Below are 14158 nucleotides of genomic sequence, written 5' to 3'. Positions count from 1 at the left end.
ATCACTCGCTCCAGGGTGGCATCATCGCCGCCCAGCAGCATGCCCAGCGTGCCGTTGGCGGCGCCCTTGGGGCCGCCGCTGACCGGAGCATCCAGCCAGTGCAGGCCCGCCGCGGTGACTTTTTCGGCCAGCTCGCGGCTGCCGGCGGGGTCACTGGTGGAGGTATCGACGATCACACTGCCCTTGGGGGCCAGGGCGAGCAGGCCAGGGGAGGTTTCGATCACCTCGCGCACATGGGCAGAAGTAGGCAGCGAGAGCAGGTAGACATCGCTGGCAGGCAGGGCATCCGGTGCCACTACGGCCAGGCCCAAGCCTGCGAGCCTTGCCCGCGCGGCCTCAAACAGGTCACTGCCCGTGACCTCGAAGCCGGCGGCCTGCAAGGTCAGCGCCATATTGCCGCCCATCTGGCCCAGGCCTATCACGGTAATCGATAAAGCGTGTTCGGTTTGCGACATCATCAAACTCCTTGGCATGCCATGAAACGCTGAATGCGGGGTAGACGCTCCCCTACCCAGTGGGCATCAGAGAGCGAATGGATGTATTACGTCATCGTCAGACGAGCAGTGCGTTGACCAGCGCTACCCAGTAGCGCGTTCCGAGCGGTAACAGCGCATCGTTGAAGTCGTAGTGGGGGTTGTGCAGCGACGGCGAATCTTCGCCGTTGCCCATCCAGATATACGCACCTGGGCACTCGGCCAGCAAAAACGAGAAATCCTCGGAGGCCATGCTGGGCGGCGGGTTGCGCAGCACCTTGCCTTGGCCAAGCAGCCCCTCCAGCACCGTAGCGCAGTGCTGGGCATGCGCTGGGGTATTGATCGTGGCGGGGTAGCAGCGCTGGTAATCCAGTTCCACCGTCAAGCCATGGAACTCGGCCAGGCTGGCAATGGCCTGCTTGAACCGTGCTTCCAGGCGCTCTTTCAGCGCCATGTCGAAGCAGCGCAGCGTGCCGCGCAGCGCCACCTGCTCGGGTATCACGTTGAACGTGTCTCCGGCATTGATGCTGGTGATGCTCAGCACCGCCGACTTGTCCGGCGGCGTTTCACGGCTCACCAGCCCTTGCAGCTGGCTGATCAGCTGGCAGCTCGCCAGCACCGTATCGGTGCCCAGGTGGGGCATCGCCGCATGGCAGCCTTTACCGGTCAGCGTCAGGCTGAAGATGTCGAACGCGGCCATGACGTCGGTATCGTGCACCGCAGCGACACCCACCGGCAGCCCGGGCCAGTTGTGCAGCCCGTACACGGCGTCCATGGGGAAGCGTTCGAACAGACCGTCCTCCACCATGGCACGGCCACCGCCCTCGTTCTCTTCGGCGGGTTGGAAGATGAATACCACCCGCCCCTTGAAGTCGGGCTGCTGCTTCAGCGCCCAGGCCGCTCCCAGCAACATCGTGGTATGGCCATCGTGTCCGCAGGCGTGCATCTTGCCCGGCGTCTGCGAGGCGTAGGCCAGCCCGGTCTCTTCACGGATGTCCAGGGCGTCGATATCGGCCCGCAGGCCGATGGTCTTGCCTTCCCCCTGCTGGCCATCCAGGGTGGCCACCACGCCCGTGCCCGCCAACCCCGTGGTGACATCGAAGCCCCACTGGGTGAGCAGCGACGCGATACGCGCACTGGTGCGGTGCTCCTCGAAGGCGGTTTCAGGGTGCTGATGGAAATCCTGCCGCCAGGCGGCGAGTTCAGCGCTGTCGGGTATGGTCACTGACGCAGCCATGGTTCACTCCTCAAAGCATGATATGCGCGACGACGGCAGAGCCGATGAACGTGCCGGTGAACACCAGCAGCGCCACGATGACCAGCTTCCAGCCGGTCTGGCGGAACATGCTGAACTCACGGCCGGTCAGCGCCAGCCCGGCGTAGGCCAGTACCGGCGTCACGACCGCCAGGAAATTCACCGCCGCCAATTGCGATACGATCCAGGCGCTCCCCGGAAACGAGGGCAGTGTGACCAGAATGCTCACCAGGGACACCCAGGCCACGCTGGGCAGGTAGAAGGGGCACAGACGCCCCATGACCAGGCCAATGATCACCAGCCCATAAAGAATCAGCATGCCCGGCAGCGCTTCCAGCAGCGGCGCACCGTTGACGGTATTGCTGAACCAGGCCGCCACGCAGACCGCTGCCAGCACCAGTGCGGTCTTGCCCAGCTGGTTTTCCGGGCGCAGCTCTTCCAGCGCACTCTTGTCCAGGGGTTCTGTGGTCATCTCGTTAGCCTTCATGTTGCGTCTCCTGGCGGTTACCGGTCAGGCGCTTGTACATCCACTCGGTGACGGGCAGCGCGATAAACAGGGAGATATACAGCCCGGTGGCATAGGTCAGCAGGTTGCTGGCCCCGGCAAAGGCCAGCAGCTCGTCCCGCGAGGCTGGCACTGCTTCGGCGAGGGCGGCCGAACACGCCGCGACCATGCTGCCGCTGCCCACCCCACAGGCCATGGCCAGGGCACGGATATCGAGAATGTCCAGCGAAGCGATATAGCCCGCCATCAGCGCGAAGTAGAGCGTGCCGAACATGGTGCCCACCACGTAGACACCCATGACGCCGATCCCTTCCGGGCTGCGCAGGCCATAACGATCCGAAATGATGGCAATATTGGGCTCACGAGCAATCGAATAGGTGGCACCGACCGCTTCACGGCCCATTTTCAGCACCAGCACCGCAAACGGCAGCGCCAGCAGCATGGTGCCCAGGTTGCCCAGCTCCTGAAGGATCAGCGCAGGCCCGGCGGCGATGATCTGCTCGATGGCAGGGCCAATGGTAGAGCCAAATTTGGCGATGAACGGCAGAATAGCGATCAGAATGATGGGCCCGGCCGCATGGCTGACCGGCTTGGGAATGACCTTGCCCATCGCCGAAAACAGATGCGGATTGAGCAGCACGCCGATCACGAAGGCGTAAAGCAGCGGGAGTAATAAGAGCGTTCCTGGCCCCAGCGGCATGCGTACGATGCCTATCCATTCCGACAACATCGACGTCACGATCACCGTGAGGTGCAGACGCCAGTCCAGCAGCAGTTTGAGATCCATGGGAGTGATCCTGTTTTTTTTAGAGTCACTCCGAGTATCGAAAGGTTACTGTTCCAATCATAGCGATTTTGTGCGCTACTTTTTAGAACACCCAAGCGAATAAACGCTTGGCCAACGCCCAGCGTTGGTTGACCTGCGCCAGATAGCGACAGCGGCGCCGAGTTGGCTCTATACTCGAACACGACCAAAGTCTAACAACGTTACAACACCACACTTTCGAGGTCCGCTTAGACACACCATGCCCATTTCACTACCCTTACGCCGCCTCTGGACACTGGATAAGTTCGCCTACAGCCTGAGGGTCTTCATCGCCTTCAGCGGCGCCTTGTTGATGAGCGGGCTGATGGGCGACGTGGCCCTGGTGATCCCGCTGTTTCTCGGCATCATCGCCTGCGCGCTCTCGGAAACCGACGACAGCTGGCAAGGGCGGGCACAAGCCCTGGCGGTCACCCTGCTGTGCTTTGCCTCGGCCTCGTTCGTGGTGCAGTGGCTATTCCCCTGGCCGTGGCTCTTTGCCGTGGGGCTGGCAGTCTCCACCTTTACGCTGATCATGCTGGGCGCCATTGGCCAGCGCTACGCCACCATTGCCTCGGGCACGCTGATTCTGTCGATCTACTCCATGATCAACATCGAGCAACACGGCGGAGTGGATGAGGACGTGGCGGCACGCCAACTGCTGCTGCTGGGCGGCGCGGCCTGGTACGGGGCAATTTCCGTGGTGTGGTGCGCGCTGTTCTCCCGCCAGCCGGTCAAGCAGAGCATGGCACGGGTGTACAAGGCGCTGGGGGAGTTCTTGATCCTGAAATCGGCGCTTTTCGAGCCTGTACGCGGAGTCGATGTGGAAGCCCGACGCGTGGCGCTGGCCCGTCAGAACGGCCAGGTGGTGGATGCCCTGAACCAGGCCAAGGAGATGATCTTTCGCCGCCTCGAAGGCCAGCGCGGCAGCCGCAAGCTCAACCGCTACCTGCAGATCTACTTCATTGCCCAGGATATCCACGAGCGGGCCAGCTCCACCCACTACCCTTACAGCGCGCTCACCGATGCGTTTTTCCACCACGACGTGCTGTTTCGCTGCCAGCGCCTGTTGGACCAGCAGGGCCGTGCGTGCCGTCAGTTGGCCAAATCGCTGCTGCTCAATCGCCCGTTCAGTCACGAGCAGAGCGAGCAGGCGCTGGCCGACCTGCGCGCCTCCATCGAGAACCTCCGCGAACGCGGCAAGCCCGAGTGGCGGCCGCTGATTCGCCCGCTGACCGCCCTGGCCGACAACCTCACCACCCTGGAAGCCCAGATTGCCAGCGCCCATAACCCTGCCGCCAACGAAGAGCGCCGCGACAGCGCCCTCTACGACCGCTCGCCCTCCAGCCTGCTGGAAGCCTGGAAGCGCGTGCGGCTCAATTTTACGCTGGGCTCGCCCACCTTTCGCCATGCGGTACGCCTGACCACGGCCCTGCTGGTGGGCTATGGGCTGCTGCAGTGGCTGGACCCCAAGCAGGGCTTCTGGATACTGCTGACCACGCTGTTCGTGTGCCGTCCCAACTTTGCCACCACGCGGCGCTTTTTATCTCAGCGCATCCTCGGCACGGTGCTGGGCCTGACCGCAGGCTGGATGTCGATCAGCCTGTTTCCCCAGCCGCTGGTCCAGAGCATGATAGCCGTGGTGGCAGGGGTGTCCTTCTTCGCCAATCGGGAAAAACACTACGTGATTGCCACTGCCTCCATCACCCTGCTGGTGCTGTGCAGCTTCAATCAGGTGGGGGATGGCTTCGATCTGATCTGGCCCAGGCTGTTCGATACCCTGATTGGCTCGCTGATTGCCGGGCTGGCGGTGTTCTTTATCCTGCCGGACTGGCAAGGGCGGCGGCTCTACCGCGAGGCGGGCAAGGTGCTGACCAACCATCGTCACTACCTGGACGAAATCGTCCACCAGTACGAAGAGGGCAAGCAGGACGACCTGGCCTATCGTTTGGCCCGGCGGAATGCCCACAACGCGGATGCGGCGCTCTCGACCCTGCTGACCAACATGCTTCACGAGCCAGGCCACTACCGCAAACAGGACGCCGACAACGGCCTGCGCTTCCTGGTGCTCTCCAACACGCTGCTCAGCCACCTTTCGGCGTTAGGCGCGCATCGTCATCGGCTGGCAGAAGATGAAGACGATGCCGCCTTCGTCCCCCTCGCCAAACGGATTAGCGCTCTATTAGAGCAACTGGCCGAGCAGTTAGATAAACGTCTGCCGGTGGAGTTACTGACCGAGCCTGCCAACGAGCTGCTGAGCCAGTTAGAGGAACAAAGCGGCGCGCTGGATGAGAAAGCCATCACGCTCTATCGCCCCATCCAGAGCCAGCTACGCCTGATTGCTGGGCAGTTGGGGCCGCTCAGCGAGGCGGCTGGGCGACTGGTGGCACCCGGCAGCCTTCAAACCGACGCAGCTGAAGCGCTACGCTAGCTCTTTCACACCGGCCACTGCTCACACCTGGCCTCCTCACACCTGCCCGTAGCGCCCGGCGGCTTCGCCCAGCCAGCGGCGCACCAGTACGGCGGTGACCTCGGCGTTGCCCTGGAGCGCCTGGGCCAGGGCGGTGACGCGCTCCAGCTGGTCGGCATCGCGTTCCAGGTCGGCGATTTTCATCTGGGCGAGGCCGGTCTGGCGGGTGCCGAGCACTTCGCCGGGGCCGCGAATTTCCAGGTCTTTTTCGGCAATGCGGAAGCCGTCGGTGGTTTCGCGCATCACGCTGAGCCGCTCTCGGGAGCTTTTGGACAGCGGCGCATGGTAAAGCAGCACGCAAAAACTTTCGGTGCTGCCCCGCCCAACACGCCCGCGTAGCTGGTGGAGCTGGGAAAGCCCCAGGCGCTCCGGGTTTTCGATGATCATCAGGCTGGCATTCGGGACATCCACGCCGACCTCGATCACCGTGGTGGCGACCAAAAGGTCCAGCTCGCCGGTCTTGAAGGCCTCCATCACCTCGGCTTTTTCGGCGGCCTTCATGCGCCCATGTATCAGCCCAATGGCCAGCTCCGGCAGCGCCTGGGTGAGCTCGTCCCGCGTGACTTCCGCCGCCTGGCACTGGAGCACTTCGGACTCCTCGATCAGCGTGCAGACCCAATAGGCCTGGCGGCCATCGCGGCAGGCATTGCGGATACGCTCGACCACTTCCGGGCGGCGCTCGTCCGAGACCACCACGGTCTTCACCGGCGTGCGCCCCGGCGGCAGCTCATCGATCACCGACACGTCCAGGTCGGCGTAGGCGCTCATGGCCAGGGTGCGGGGAATCGGCGTGGCGGTCATGATCAGCTGGTGTGGCGTCAGCCCACCGGCCTCCCCCTTTTCACGCAGGGCGAGGCGCTGGTGCACGCCAAAGCGGTGCTGTTCGTCGATGATCGCCAGCCCCAGGCATTGAAAATGCACATCGTCCTGAAATAGCGCGTGGGTGCCCACCACCATCCGCGCTCGGCCATCGGCGATGGCGGCCTTGGCATCCAGCCGCGCCTTGCCTTTCAGTTTGCCCGCCAGCCAGGCGACGTCGATGCCCAGTGGCTCGAACCATGCCTTGAACGAACGATAGTGCTGCTCGGCGAGAATTTCCGTGGGCGCCATCATGGCCGCCTGGCAGTTGCCCGCCAGCGCCGAGAGCGCGGCCATGGCCGCCACCACCGTCTTGCCCGACCCCACATCCCCCTGCACCAACCGCAGCATGGGCGCCGGGCGTGCCAGGTCGAGGGCGATCTCCTCCAGCACGCGGCGCTGGGCACCGGTGAGGGCAAACGGCAGCTGCGCCAGAAAGCGGGTTTGCAGGCTACGCCCGGAGGGCAGCGTCGGCGCGCCATCGGCCTGAATGCGCAGGCGTACTTCCCGCAGGCTGAGCTGGTGGGCCAGCAGCTCCTCCAGAGCGAGCCGCCGGGTGGCGGGGTGAAGCCCCTGGGCAAGCTGCTCCAGATCCACGTCCGGTGGTGGCTGGTGCAAGAGCTGCAGGCTGGCATGCAGCCCCGGTAGCTGGAAGCGCTGGCGCAGGGTGTCGGGGATCACGTCCGGCAGCGTTTCAGGGGCTTGCGTCAGCAGGCGCAGCGCCTGCTGGGCCAAGGCCCGCAGGCGAGCCTGATGCAGCCCCTCCGTGGTCGGGTAGATGGGCGTGTAGTACTCCTCCACCGGGGTGTCACTGCTGCCGCTCAGGCGATACTCCGGGTGGTAGATTTCCAGCCCCGTGGCTCCTGCCCGGGCTTCGCCGAACGCACGCACGGTGGCACCGGGGCGCAGCTGTTGCTGCTGAGCCGGAGAGAAGTGAAAGAACCGCAGGCTCAGGATGCCGCTACCGTCGCGCAGCCGCACCAGCAGGCTGCGCCGCCGCCCCTTGACCACGTCGCTGGCGGTCACTTCCCCTTCCACCACCGCCTCCTGGCCCGCCCGCAGATGGCCTATCGGCGTCAGTCGCGTACGGTCCTGGTAGCGCAGCGGCAGGTGAAACAGCAAGTCGCTGACGCGCTCGACCCCCAGCCGCGCCAGCTTGATGGCCAGCGCGTCGCCTACGCCCTTGAGCGCCGTGACCGGAGCAGCTAGTTCACTCATGAGTCCGTATGGGCCTTGTGGTCCGGTTGCTGGCACTGGCCAATCGCCTGGGCCAGGGCATCGATGGCCTTGGGCCTGGGGAAGCTTGCGCGCCAGGCAATCGCCACCGTGCGCGAAGGCGCAGGCTCCACGAAGGGACGGCTGACCAGCATGGCGTTTTCGTACTGGTCGGTGCCCAGCGCCGACTGGGGCAGCACGGTAATGCCCAGCTTGGAGGCCACCATGTGGCGAATCGTTTCCAACGAGCCGCCTTCGGCAATCAGGGTATTGTTGGGGCTGTTCAGCTTTTGGGTAATGGCCGGGCAGGCTTCCAGAATCTGGTCGCGGAAGCAGTGGCCTTCCCCCAGCAGCAGCAGGCGCTCTTCCAGCAGGTCTTCCTTGTGGATCGCTTCACGCGCTACCCACGGATGGCTGGCGGGCATCAGCACTTCGAAATGCTCGTCATAGATCGGCTTGGTAACTACATCGGTTTCGGTGAAGGGCAGCGCCACGATGATCACGTCCAGCTCGCCATTGCGCAGCTTGGCGCGCAGCGTGCCGGTCATGCCCTCTTCGATGTACAGCGGCATCTGTGGCGCAGCGTTGGCCAGCGCAGGCACCAGATGGGGAAACAGGTAGGGCCCAATGGTGTAGATGGCGCCAATGCGCAGGGGGTTGGCCAACTGGTCCTTGCCTGCCTTGGCCAGTTCGAAAATCAGCCCACTCTGTTCCAGAACGCGCTGCGCCTGCGCAACGACCTTTTCACCCAGCGGCGTTACCTGTACGGTGGACTTGGAGCGCTCGAACAGCGCCACTTCCAGTTCGTCTTCCAGTTTTTTCACCGCCACCGACAGAGTGGGCTGTGAAACGTGGCAACGTTCAGCGGCACGGCCAAAATGGCGCTCTTGTGCAAGGGTTACGATGTAGCGTAGTTCTGTTAAAGTCATGGTGGTGCCAGTGGCATCCTCTCGTTGCAGCTCGTGACTGGTAATCGTATTAGCGAGATGGAAAAGGACAGACAAGCCCTATTGAAGATGGCACATCTCATAAGGACTTTGTATCTAATAGGGAATATTTATCAAGAGGGGTGAGCAGGGTGAAGCTAACGGTACTGATTATCGGCTGTGGAGATATCGGCGTCACGCTTGGCAAGGAGCTGCTGGACGAAGGGCACCGCGTGATCGGCGTGCGCCGCCAGGCCGATGCACTGGCCAACACGGGCATCGAGCCGCTGGCCCTGGACCTTAACGACCTGGAGGGCGCCCCCGCCAACGCCTTGCCCAGCGCGGACTACGTCATTTACACCGTTAGCGCCGACCGTTTCGAAGAGAGTGCCTATCAAAGCGCTTACCCGGACGGCCTGAAACGCACGCTGAGCGTGCTGGAGCAGCACGATACGCCGCCCAAACGGATCTTCTTCGTCTCTTCTACTAGCGTTTACGGCCAGCAGGAAGGCGAAGTGGTCAACGAAGAGAGCCCCACCAGCTCCACCAGCTTCTCCGGCACCCTGATGTGCGAAGCCGAACAGGCGCTGCTCAACCACCCGCTGCCTGGCACCGTGGTGCGTTTCTCGGGCATTTATGGCCCGGGACGTGACCGCCTGATTCACCAGGTGGCAGAAGGCCGCATTGCCGCCGTGACGCCGGTGATCTACTCCAACCGGATTCACCGCGACGACTGCACCGGCATCCTGGCGCACCTGATTCGCTGTCAGGAGAGCGGTACGCCGCTGGCAGACCTTTACCTGGGCAGCGACTGCGAGCCGGTGACCATGCACAACGTGATGGCGTGGCTGGCGAAACAGCTGAAGGTGGAGTCCACCGAGACCATGCAGTCCCCCCTGCGCCGCCGGGCCAGCAAGCGCTGCGACAACCGCCGTATTCGTGAAACCGGCTACACCTTCCGCTACCCCAGCTACAAGGAGGGGTATCTGCAGGTGCTCAAGGAAGGCGGGTTTCTGGAACTGCAAAAAGCCTGACGCTATCGCGTAAGAGCAAAAAGCGAGCCCCACGGCTCGCTTTTTACTGTGCTGTATCAGGCCTTGGCGTTAGTCGCCAATCACCATGACCGCTTCGGCTTCTACCTGGCTGCCCTTGGGCAGCGCCTTCACGCCCACCGCCGCACGGGCCGGGAACGGCGTGGAGAAGAACTCCTCCATGACCTTGTTGACGATGGCGAAGTTGTCCAGGTCCACCAGGTAGAGGTTGAGCTTGACGATATCGCTCAGCGAGCCCGCCGCCTCTTCGCACACTGCCTGCAGGTTGGCAAACACCTGACGCGCCTGGGCTTCGAAATCGTCAGAGACCAGCGCCATGGTGTCCGGGTCGAGGGGAATCTGGCCCGACAGATACACCGTGTTGCCCGCCTTGATGGCTTGTGAATAGGGGCCAATGGCCGCCGGGGCTTTCTCGGTGTTGATAACCGCTTTATTGCTCATTACGTCTCTTGCTCCTGTGAGAATACATCGATGGATGATGATCGCCACGGCTGACGCCGCCAGCCTGACGGGCCAGCGGCGGGTACCGGGTCGTTTTAATTGGCCATACGGGTAATCTTGCCGACGTTGGGCAGGTTGCGAATCCGCTTGATGATCCGCGCTAGATGGACTCGCCCTTTCACCGACAGGGTCAGGTTGACCGTCGAGAGCCGTGCGTCACGCTCTTCGATGCCGATCCGCTCGATGTTGGCGTCCGCATCGGTCACCAGCCCGGCCAGCTCGGCGACCAGGCCACGGCGGCTTTCGATCTCGATACGCAGGGCCACCGGGAAGTCTTCGTCGATATTTTCCGACCACTCCAGAGCAAACAGCTTTTCCGGGTCGCTCTTGCGCTCGGAGAGGTTCTTGCACTCACTGCGGTGCACCACCAGCCCCTTGCCCACAGAGAGGTGCCCCACCACCGGGTCGCCCGGCAGCGGGTGGCAGCAGCGCGCAAAGTTGATCACCATGCCTTCGCCGCCGCTGATGACCACTGCCTTGTCGCTGTTGTCGGCCAGCGTCTTGTCGAAGCTCTCGCCATGAGCCACGTCCACCAGCCGCCGAGCCACCACGTGAGCCATGCGATTGCCCAGCCCCATCGACTCCAGCAGCGCATCCATGGAGCTGGCATCCAGCTCTTTCAGCGCCTGTTCGAACACGCTTTCGTCCAGCTCTTCCAGGCTGGTCTCGAAGGGGGCCAGGGCCTTGTTGAGCAAACGGCGTCCCAGCATGATGGCTTCTGCCTGCTGCTGGTGCTTGAGTGCGTGACGGATGGCCGAGCGCGCCTTGGCGGTGGTAACGAAATTCAGCCACGCCAGGTTGGGGCGCGCGCCGGGCGCGGTGATGATTTCCAGCGTCTGGCCGCTTTCCAGCCGTGTCGAGAGCGGTGCCAGGTGGCGGTCGATTCGGCAGGCAATGCAGTTGTTGCCGATATCGGTGTGCACGCTATAGGCAAAATCGATCACCGTGGCCCCCTGGGGAAGCTCCATGATGTCGCCTTTGGGCGTGAACACGTAGATATCATCCGGGAACAGGTCATTCTTGACGTGCTCGATGAACTCCAGCGAGTCCCCCGCGTGGCGCTGCATCTCCAGCAGCCCCTTCACCCAGGCGCGAGCGCGGGCGTGGCTGCCTTCGGCAATCGGATGCGCGGTCTGGCCAGCCTTGTACAGCCAGTGGGCAGCAATGCCGTTGTTGGCCATGGCTTCCATTTCGCGGGTGCGGATCTGCACTTCGATGGGCATGCCACGCTGGCCGAACAGCGTCGTGTGCAAGCTCTGGTAGCCGTTGGCCTTGGGAATCGCGATGTAGTCCTTGAAGCGCCCGGGTACCGGCTTGTAGAGGTTGTGCACCACGCCCAGAATCCGGTAACAGCTGGCCACGTCTTCGGTAATGATACGGAACCCGAAGACGTCCATGATCTCGGCAAACGGCTTGCGCTGGTCGCGCATCTTCTTGTAGATCGACAGCAGATGCTTCTGGCGACCAATCACCGTGCCCTGCAGCGCTTCGTCATCGAGGCTCTGCTGTAGCGAGGCCTGGATTTCACGCATGGCGCTGCGACGATTCCCTCTAGCGCTGGCCACCGCACGCTTGATGCGCTCGGCCCGCATGGGGTGAATCGCCTGGAACGAGAGGTCTTCCAGCTCCACACGAATGGTGTTGATCCCTAGCCGCCCCGCAATACGGGCGTAGATTTCCAGGGTTTCCCGGGCAATGCGGCGCTTCTTGTCGGGCCGCAGGGCCCCCAGAGTGCGCATGTTGTGCAGCCGGTCGGCCAGCTTGACGATGATGACGCGGATGTCCCGCGACATCGCCAGCACCATCTTCTGGAAATTCTCCGCCTGGGCAACGGCCTTGTCTTCGAAGGTGATCTGCGTCAGCTTGGAGACGCCATCCACCAGCTCGGCCACCGGCTTGCCAAACTGGGCGGCCAGGGCTTTCTTGGAGACGCCGGTGTCTTCGATGACATCGTGCAGCATGGCGGCCATCAGGCTCTGATGGTCCATGTGCATGTTGGCGAGAATGTTGGCCACCGCCAGCGGGTGGGTCACGTAGGGCTCGCCCGAGCGACGGCGCTGGCCGTCGTGGGCCTGCTCGGCGTAATAGAAGGCGCGCTTGACCTGCTGGATCTCGTCCGGGGGTAAGTAGCCGCCGAGTCGGTCGGCCAGGTCATCAATGGTGAACATGTACCGCGCCCCTGATCGGTGCTAGCTTAGTCGTCGATTTGAGCGCTGGGCGTCATGGCAGGACGCGCCCGCACCGGCGCTTCGACCGGCTCATCCAGAACCGTATGGTCGACCAGGCCTGCGGCGATCTCACGCAGCGCCATGACGGTCGGCTTGTCGTTTTCCCAGGGCAGTTGGGCATCACGGGAGCCACGCGCCAGCTGACGGGCACGCTGGGTAGAAATCATCACCAGTTTGAAGCGGTTTTCTACGTTTTCGAGACAATCTTCGACGGTTACGCGAGCCATGGAGCCATCCTGTAATAACGACGCCGGGCCGGCAGGGCTGAAAACGCCGCCGACCCAGCGAAAAAAGTAGTCATACGACCTGCTAGATTACTCGACGCCAGGCGCCTGTGACAAGAGCGCAGACAGCAGGGGGGCGTGACGCTGCTGCATGGTGGCCAGGGTCAAGCGGTGGCTGATCACCAGCGACTGCAGTTCCTGCAACGCCGTGGTGAAGTCATCGTTGATCACCAGGTAGTCGTATTCATCGTAATGGGACATCTCGCTGACGGCATCACGCATGCGCCGAGCGATCACCGCGTGCTCGTCGGTACCCCGGCTCGACAGGCGGCGCTCCAGCTCACTGCGCGATGGCGGCAGAATGAAGATCGACACGGCGGAGGGCATCTGTTCGCGAACCTGGCGCGCGCCCTGCCAGTCGATTTCCAGAATCACGTCCTGCCCGGCATCCAGCCGCGTCTGCACGGCCTGACGTGACGTACCGTAGTAATTGTCGAAGACTTTGGCATACTCAAAGAAGTCGCCGCGGGCAATCATGGCTTCGAACTCGGGAATCTGCGTGAAGTGGTAGTTCACGCCGTCCACCTCGCCTTCACGTTTGGCGCGGGTGGTGTGAGACACCGATACCTGAATGCCATCCAGGCTCTCTATCAGCTCGCGAACCAGGCTGGTTTTACCCGCCCCAGAGGGGGCAGAAACGATATAAAGCGTACCCTGGGACATGCAGCGCTTCCCTTGTTGATCAGAAATGGGCGTGGGTGACGGCCTACGCCAATAGCGCAGTATCGCATACCCCTGGCAGGGACTGTAGGGGTTCAAGAACACCACACGGAGGTCACCATGCGCGCACTCTTCTTCCTGCTCCTGCTGGTCGGGGTTGGCGTTGCCATCTACAAGGATGTCATCGTCATCCCGCGCCACTGGGCCCCCTGGGCACCGCTGCACGTGGACGACCCGGTCACGCCGGTCACCCAACTCAAGCTCAAGCGCCTCAACGACGACCGTGAGGCCTGTCTGGCCGCCCTGGACACCGTCCCCGAGGGCGGGCTGAGCTACACGCCGCTGGCCGACTACTCCCCCACCGCCAGCTGCCCGCTGAGTAATGTGGTGCGTATGCAGTCCAGCAGCGTGCGCTTCAACCAGAGCTTCGTGGCCACCTGCCCGCTGGCCTTGGCCTGGGTGATGTACGAACGCCACGCCCTGCAACCGGCTGCCGAAGCCATCATGGGCAGCCCGGTCGCCCAGGTGGATCATGTGGGCAGCTTTGCCTGCCGGAATGTCTACGGCCGTGAAAGCGGTCGACGCAGCGAGCACGCCACGGCTGAAGCCCTGGATGTGGTGGGTTTTCGCTTCGAGAATGGTCGGCAGATTACGCTGATTCGCGACTGGGACGACGAGGGTGAGGCAGGGGAGTTCTTGCGGGCAGCGAGGGATGGCGCCTGTGATACCTTCGGCAACGTACTGGGGCCGGATTACAATGCCGCGCATGCCGACCATTTCCATCTGGGCATGCGCGGTTTCAGGCTGTGTCGCTAGTGGCCTGTGCCGACGTCAGTCGAGGCTGATGTCCTCTTCATCGGTCAGGGCACCGGTCGCAGCACCTGCGCCTGCACCAATCACCGCGCCACGGCCAACGCTTCCGCCAGTGG

At 63.2% G+C, this 14158-nt stretch carries 13 protein-coding genes; 3 read left to right on the top strand and 10 right to left on the bottom strand.

Going from position 1 to position 14158, the window contains the following annotated elements; translation table 11 throughout:
- The 4 genes from B7L71_RS13300 to B7L71_RS13285 all read right to left on the bottom strand — a co-directional run.
- Nucleotides 1-455, bottom strand: a 455-nt coding sequence (locus tag B7L71_RS13300) for an NAD(P)-dependent oxidoreductase (protein WP_170919503.1), incomplete at its 3' end; no start/stop codon positions are given.
- 97 nt (nucleotides 456-552) lie between these two features.
- Nucleotides 553-1710 (bottom strand): M20 aminoacylase family protein, encoded by a 1158-nt coding sequence (locus B7L71_RS13295; RefSeq protein ID WP_058577671.1) that lies wholly within the window; start codon nucleotides 1708-1710, stop codon nucleotides 553-555.
- A gap of 10 nt (nucleotides 1711-1720) precedes the next feature.
- Nucleotides 1721-2215: a hypothetical protein gene (locus tag B7L71_RS13290; protein ID WP_081138548.1), complete on the bottom strand. Its 495-nt coding sequence runs from the start codon at nucleotides 2213-2215 to the stop codon at nucleotides 1721-1723.
- Nucleotides 2205-3020: a DUF3100 domain-containing protein gene (locus tag B7L71_RS13285; protein WP_081138546.1), complete on the bottom strand. Its 816-nt coding sequence runs from the start codon at nucleotides 3018-3020 to the stop codon at nucleotides 2205-2207. Before B7L71_RS13285 ends, B7L71_RS13290 begins: the two co-directional genes overlap by 11 nt.
- A gap of 238 nt (nucleotides 3021-3258) precedes the next feature.
- On the opposite strand from B7L71_RS13285, the gene yccS reads away from it, so the two are divergent.
- A complete protein-coding gene (gene yccS, locus B7L71_RS13280) occupies nucleotides 3259-5466 on the top strand; it encodes a YccS family putative transporter (RefSeq protein ID WP_081138545.1) in 2208 nt (735 codons plus the stop codon).
- A 36-nt stretch (nucleotides 5467-5502) separates the two neighbouring features.
- Here the strand turns inward: yccS and recG are convergent, their stop codons facing one another.
- Together recG and B7L71_RS13270 are read right to left on the bottom strand one after the other, a co-directional pair.
- The gene (gene recG / locus B7L71_RS13275; protein WP_081138543.1) at nucleotides 5503-7581 is read right to left on the bottom strand and encodes an ATP-dependent DNA helicase RecG; all 2079 of its coding nucleotides are present in this window, start codon (nucleotides 7579-7581) and stop codon (nucleotides 5503-5505) included.
- Nucleotides 7578-8507, bottom strand: coding sequence for a hydrogen peroxide-inducible genes activator (locus B7L71_RS13270; protein ID WP_081138541.1), 930 nt, complete (start codon nucleotides 8505-8507; stop codon nucleotides 7578-7580). The genes recG and B7L71_RS13270 overlap by 4 nt, the downstream gene beginning before the upstream one ends.
- A 149-nt stretch (nucleotides 8508-8656) precedes the next feature.
- Between B7L71_RS13270 and B7L71_RS13265 the strand changes: the two genes are divergently transcribed.
- The gene (locus B7L71_RS13265; RefSeq protein ID WP_081138540.1) at nucleotides 8657-9538 is read left to right on the top strand and encodes an SDR family oxidoreductase; all 882 of its coding nucleotides are present in this window, start codon (nucleotides 8657-8659) and stop codon (nucleotides 9536-9538) included.
- A 69-nt stretch (nucleotides 9539-9607) separates the two neighbouring features.
- On the opposite strand, the gene B7L71_RS13260 is transcribed toward B7L71_RS13265, so the two are convergent.
- The 4 genes from B7L71_RS13260 to gmk form a co-directional block, all read right to left on the bottom strand.
- A complete protein-coding gene (locus B7L71_RS13260) occupies nucleotides 9608-9997 on the bottom strand; it encodes a RidA family protein (protein WP_016915500.1) in 390 nt (129 codons plus the stop codon).
- 95 nt (nucleotides 9998-10092) lie between these two features.
- Nucleotides 10093-12225: a RelA/SpoT family protein gene (locus B7L71_RS13255; RefSeq protein WP_081138538.1), complete on the bottom strand. Its 2133-nt coding sequence runs from the start codon at nucleotides 12223-12225 to the stop codon at nucleotides 10093-10095.
- A 26-nt stretch (nucleotides 12226-12251) separates the two neighbouring features.
- Nucleotides 12252-12512, bottom strand: coding sequence for a DNA-directed RNA polymerase subunit omega (gene rpoZ, locus B7L71_RS13250; RefSeq protein ID WP_016915502.1), 261 nt, complete (start codon nucleotides 12510-12512; stop codon nucleotides 12252-12254).
- Between the two features lie 87 nt (nucleotides 12513-12599).
- Nucleotides 12600-13232, bottom strand: coding sequence for a guanylate kinase (gene gmk / locus B7L71_RS13245; protein WP_081138537.1), 633 nt, complete (start codon nucleotides 13230-13232; stop codon nucleotides 12600-12602).
- A 117-nt stretch (nucleotides 13233-13349) separates the two neighbouring features.
- On the opposite strand from gmk, the gene B7L71_RS13240 reads away from it, so the two are divergent.
- On the top strand, nucleotides 13350-14045 hold the full coding sequence (locus tag B7L71_RS13240; RefSeq protein WP_081138535.1) for an extensin-like domain-containing protein: 696 nt from the start codon (nucleotides 13350-13352) through the stop codon (nucleotides 14043-14045).
- Nucleotides 14046-14158: the final 113 nt, after the last annotated feature.

The sequence above is a fragment of the Halomonas sp. BC2 genome (assembly GCF_002078115.1).
Lineage (GTDB): Bacteria > Pseudomonadota > Gammaproteobacteria > Pseudomonadales > Halomonadaceae > Vreelandella > Vreelandella stevensii.
The sequence above is the reverse complement of the archived record's forward strand: the minus strand, read 5'-3'. Positions and strand labels throughout refer to the sequence as shown.

What these genes read in the sequence shown, in the direction of transcription:
- B7L71_RS13295 (WP_058577671.1), bottom strand. Translation starts at nt 1,710, where the DNA reads ATGGCTGCGTCAGTGACCATACCCGACAGCGCTGAACTCGCCGCCTGG.
- B7L71_RS13290 (WP_081138548.1), bottom strand. Translation starts at nt 2,215, where the DNA reads ATGAAGGCTAACGAGATGACCACAGAACCCCTGGACAAGAGTGCGCTG.
- B7L71_RS13285 (WP_081138546.1), bottom strand. Translation starts at nt 3,020, where the DNA reads ATGGATCTCAAACTGCTGCTGGACTGGCGTCTGCACCTCACGGTGATC.
- yccS (WP_081138545.1), top strand. Translation starts at nt 3,259, where the DNA reads ATGCCCATTTCACTACCCTTACGCCGCCTCTGGACACTGGATAAGTTC.
- recG (WP_081138543.1), bottom strand. Translation starts at nt 7,581, where the DNA reads ATGAGTGAACTAGCTGCTCCGGTCACGGCGCTCAAGGGCGTAGGCGAC.
- B7L71_RS13270 (WP_081138541.1), bottom strand. Translation starts at nt 8,507, where the DNA reads ATGACTTTAACAGAACTACGCTACATCGTAACCCTTGCACAAGAGCGC.
- B7L71_RS13260 (WP_016915500.1), bottom strand. Translation starts at nt 9,997, where the DNA reads ATGAGCAATAAAGCGGTTATCAACACCGAGAAAGCCCCGGCGGCCATT.
- B7L71_RS13255 (WP_081138538.1), bottom strand. Translation starts at nt 12,225, where the DNA reads ATGTTCACCATTGATGACCTGGCCGACCGACTCGGCGGCTACTTACCC.
- rpoZ (WP_016915502.1), bottom strand. Translation starts at nt 12,512, where the DNA reads ATGGCTCGCGTAACCGTCGAAGATTGTCTCGAAAACGTAGAAAACCGC.
- gmk (WP_081138537.1), bottom strand. Translation starts at nt 13,232, where the DNA reads ATGTCCCAGGGTACGCTTTATATCGTTTCTGCCCCCTCTGGGGCGGGT.
- B7L71_RS13240 (WP_081138535.1), top strand. Translation starts at nt 13,350, where the DNA reads ATGCGCGCACTCTTCTTCCTGCTCCTGCTGGTCGGGGTTGGCGTTGCC.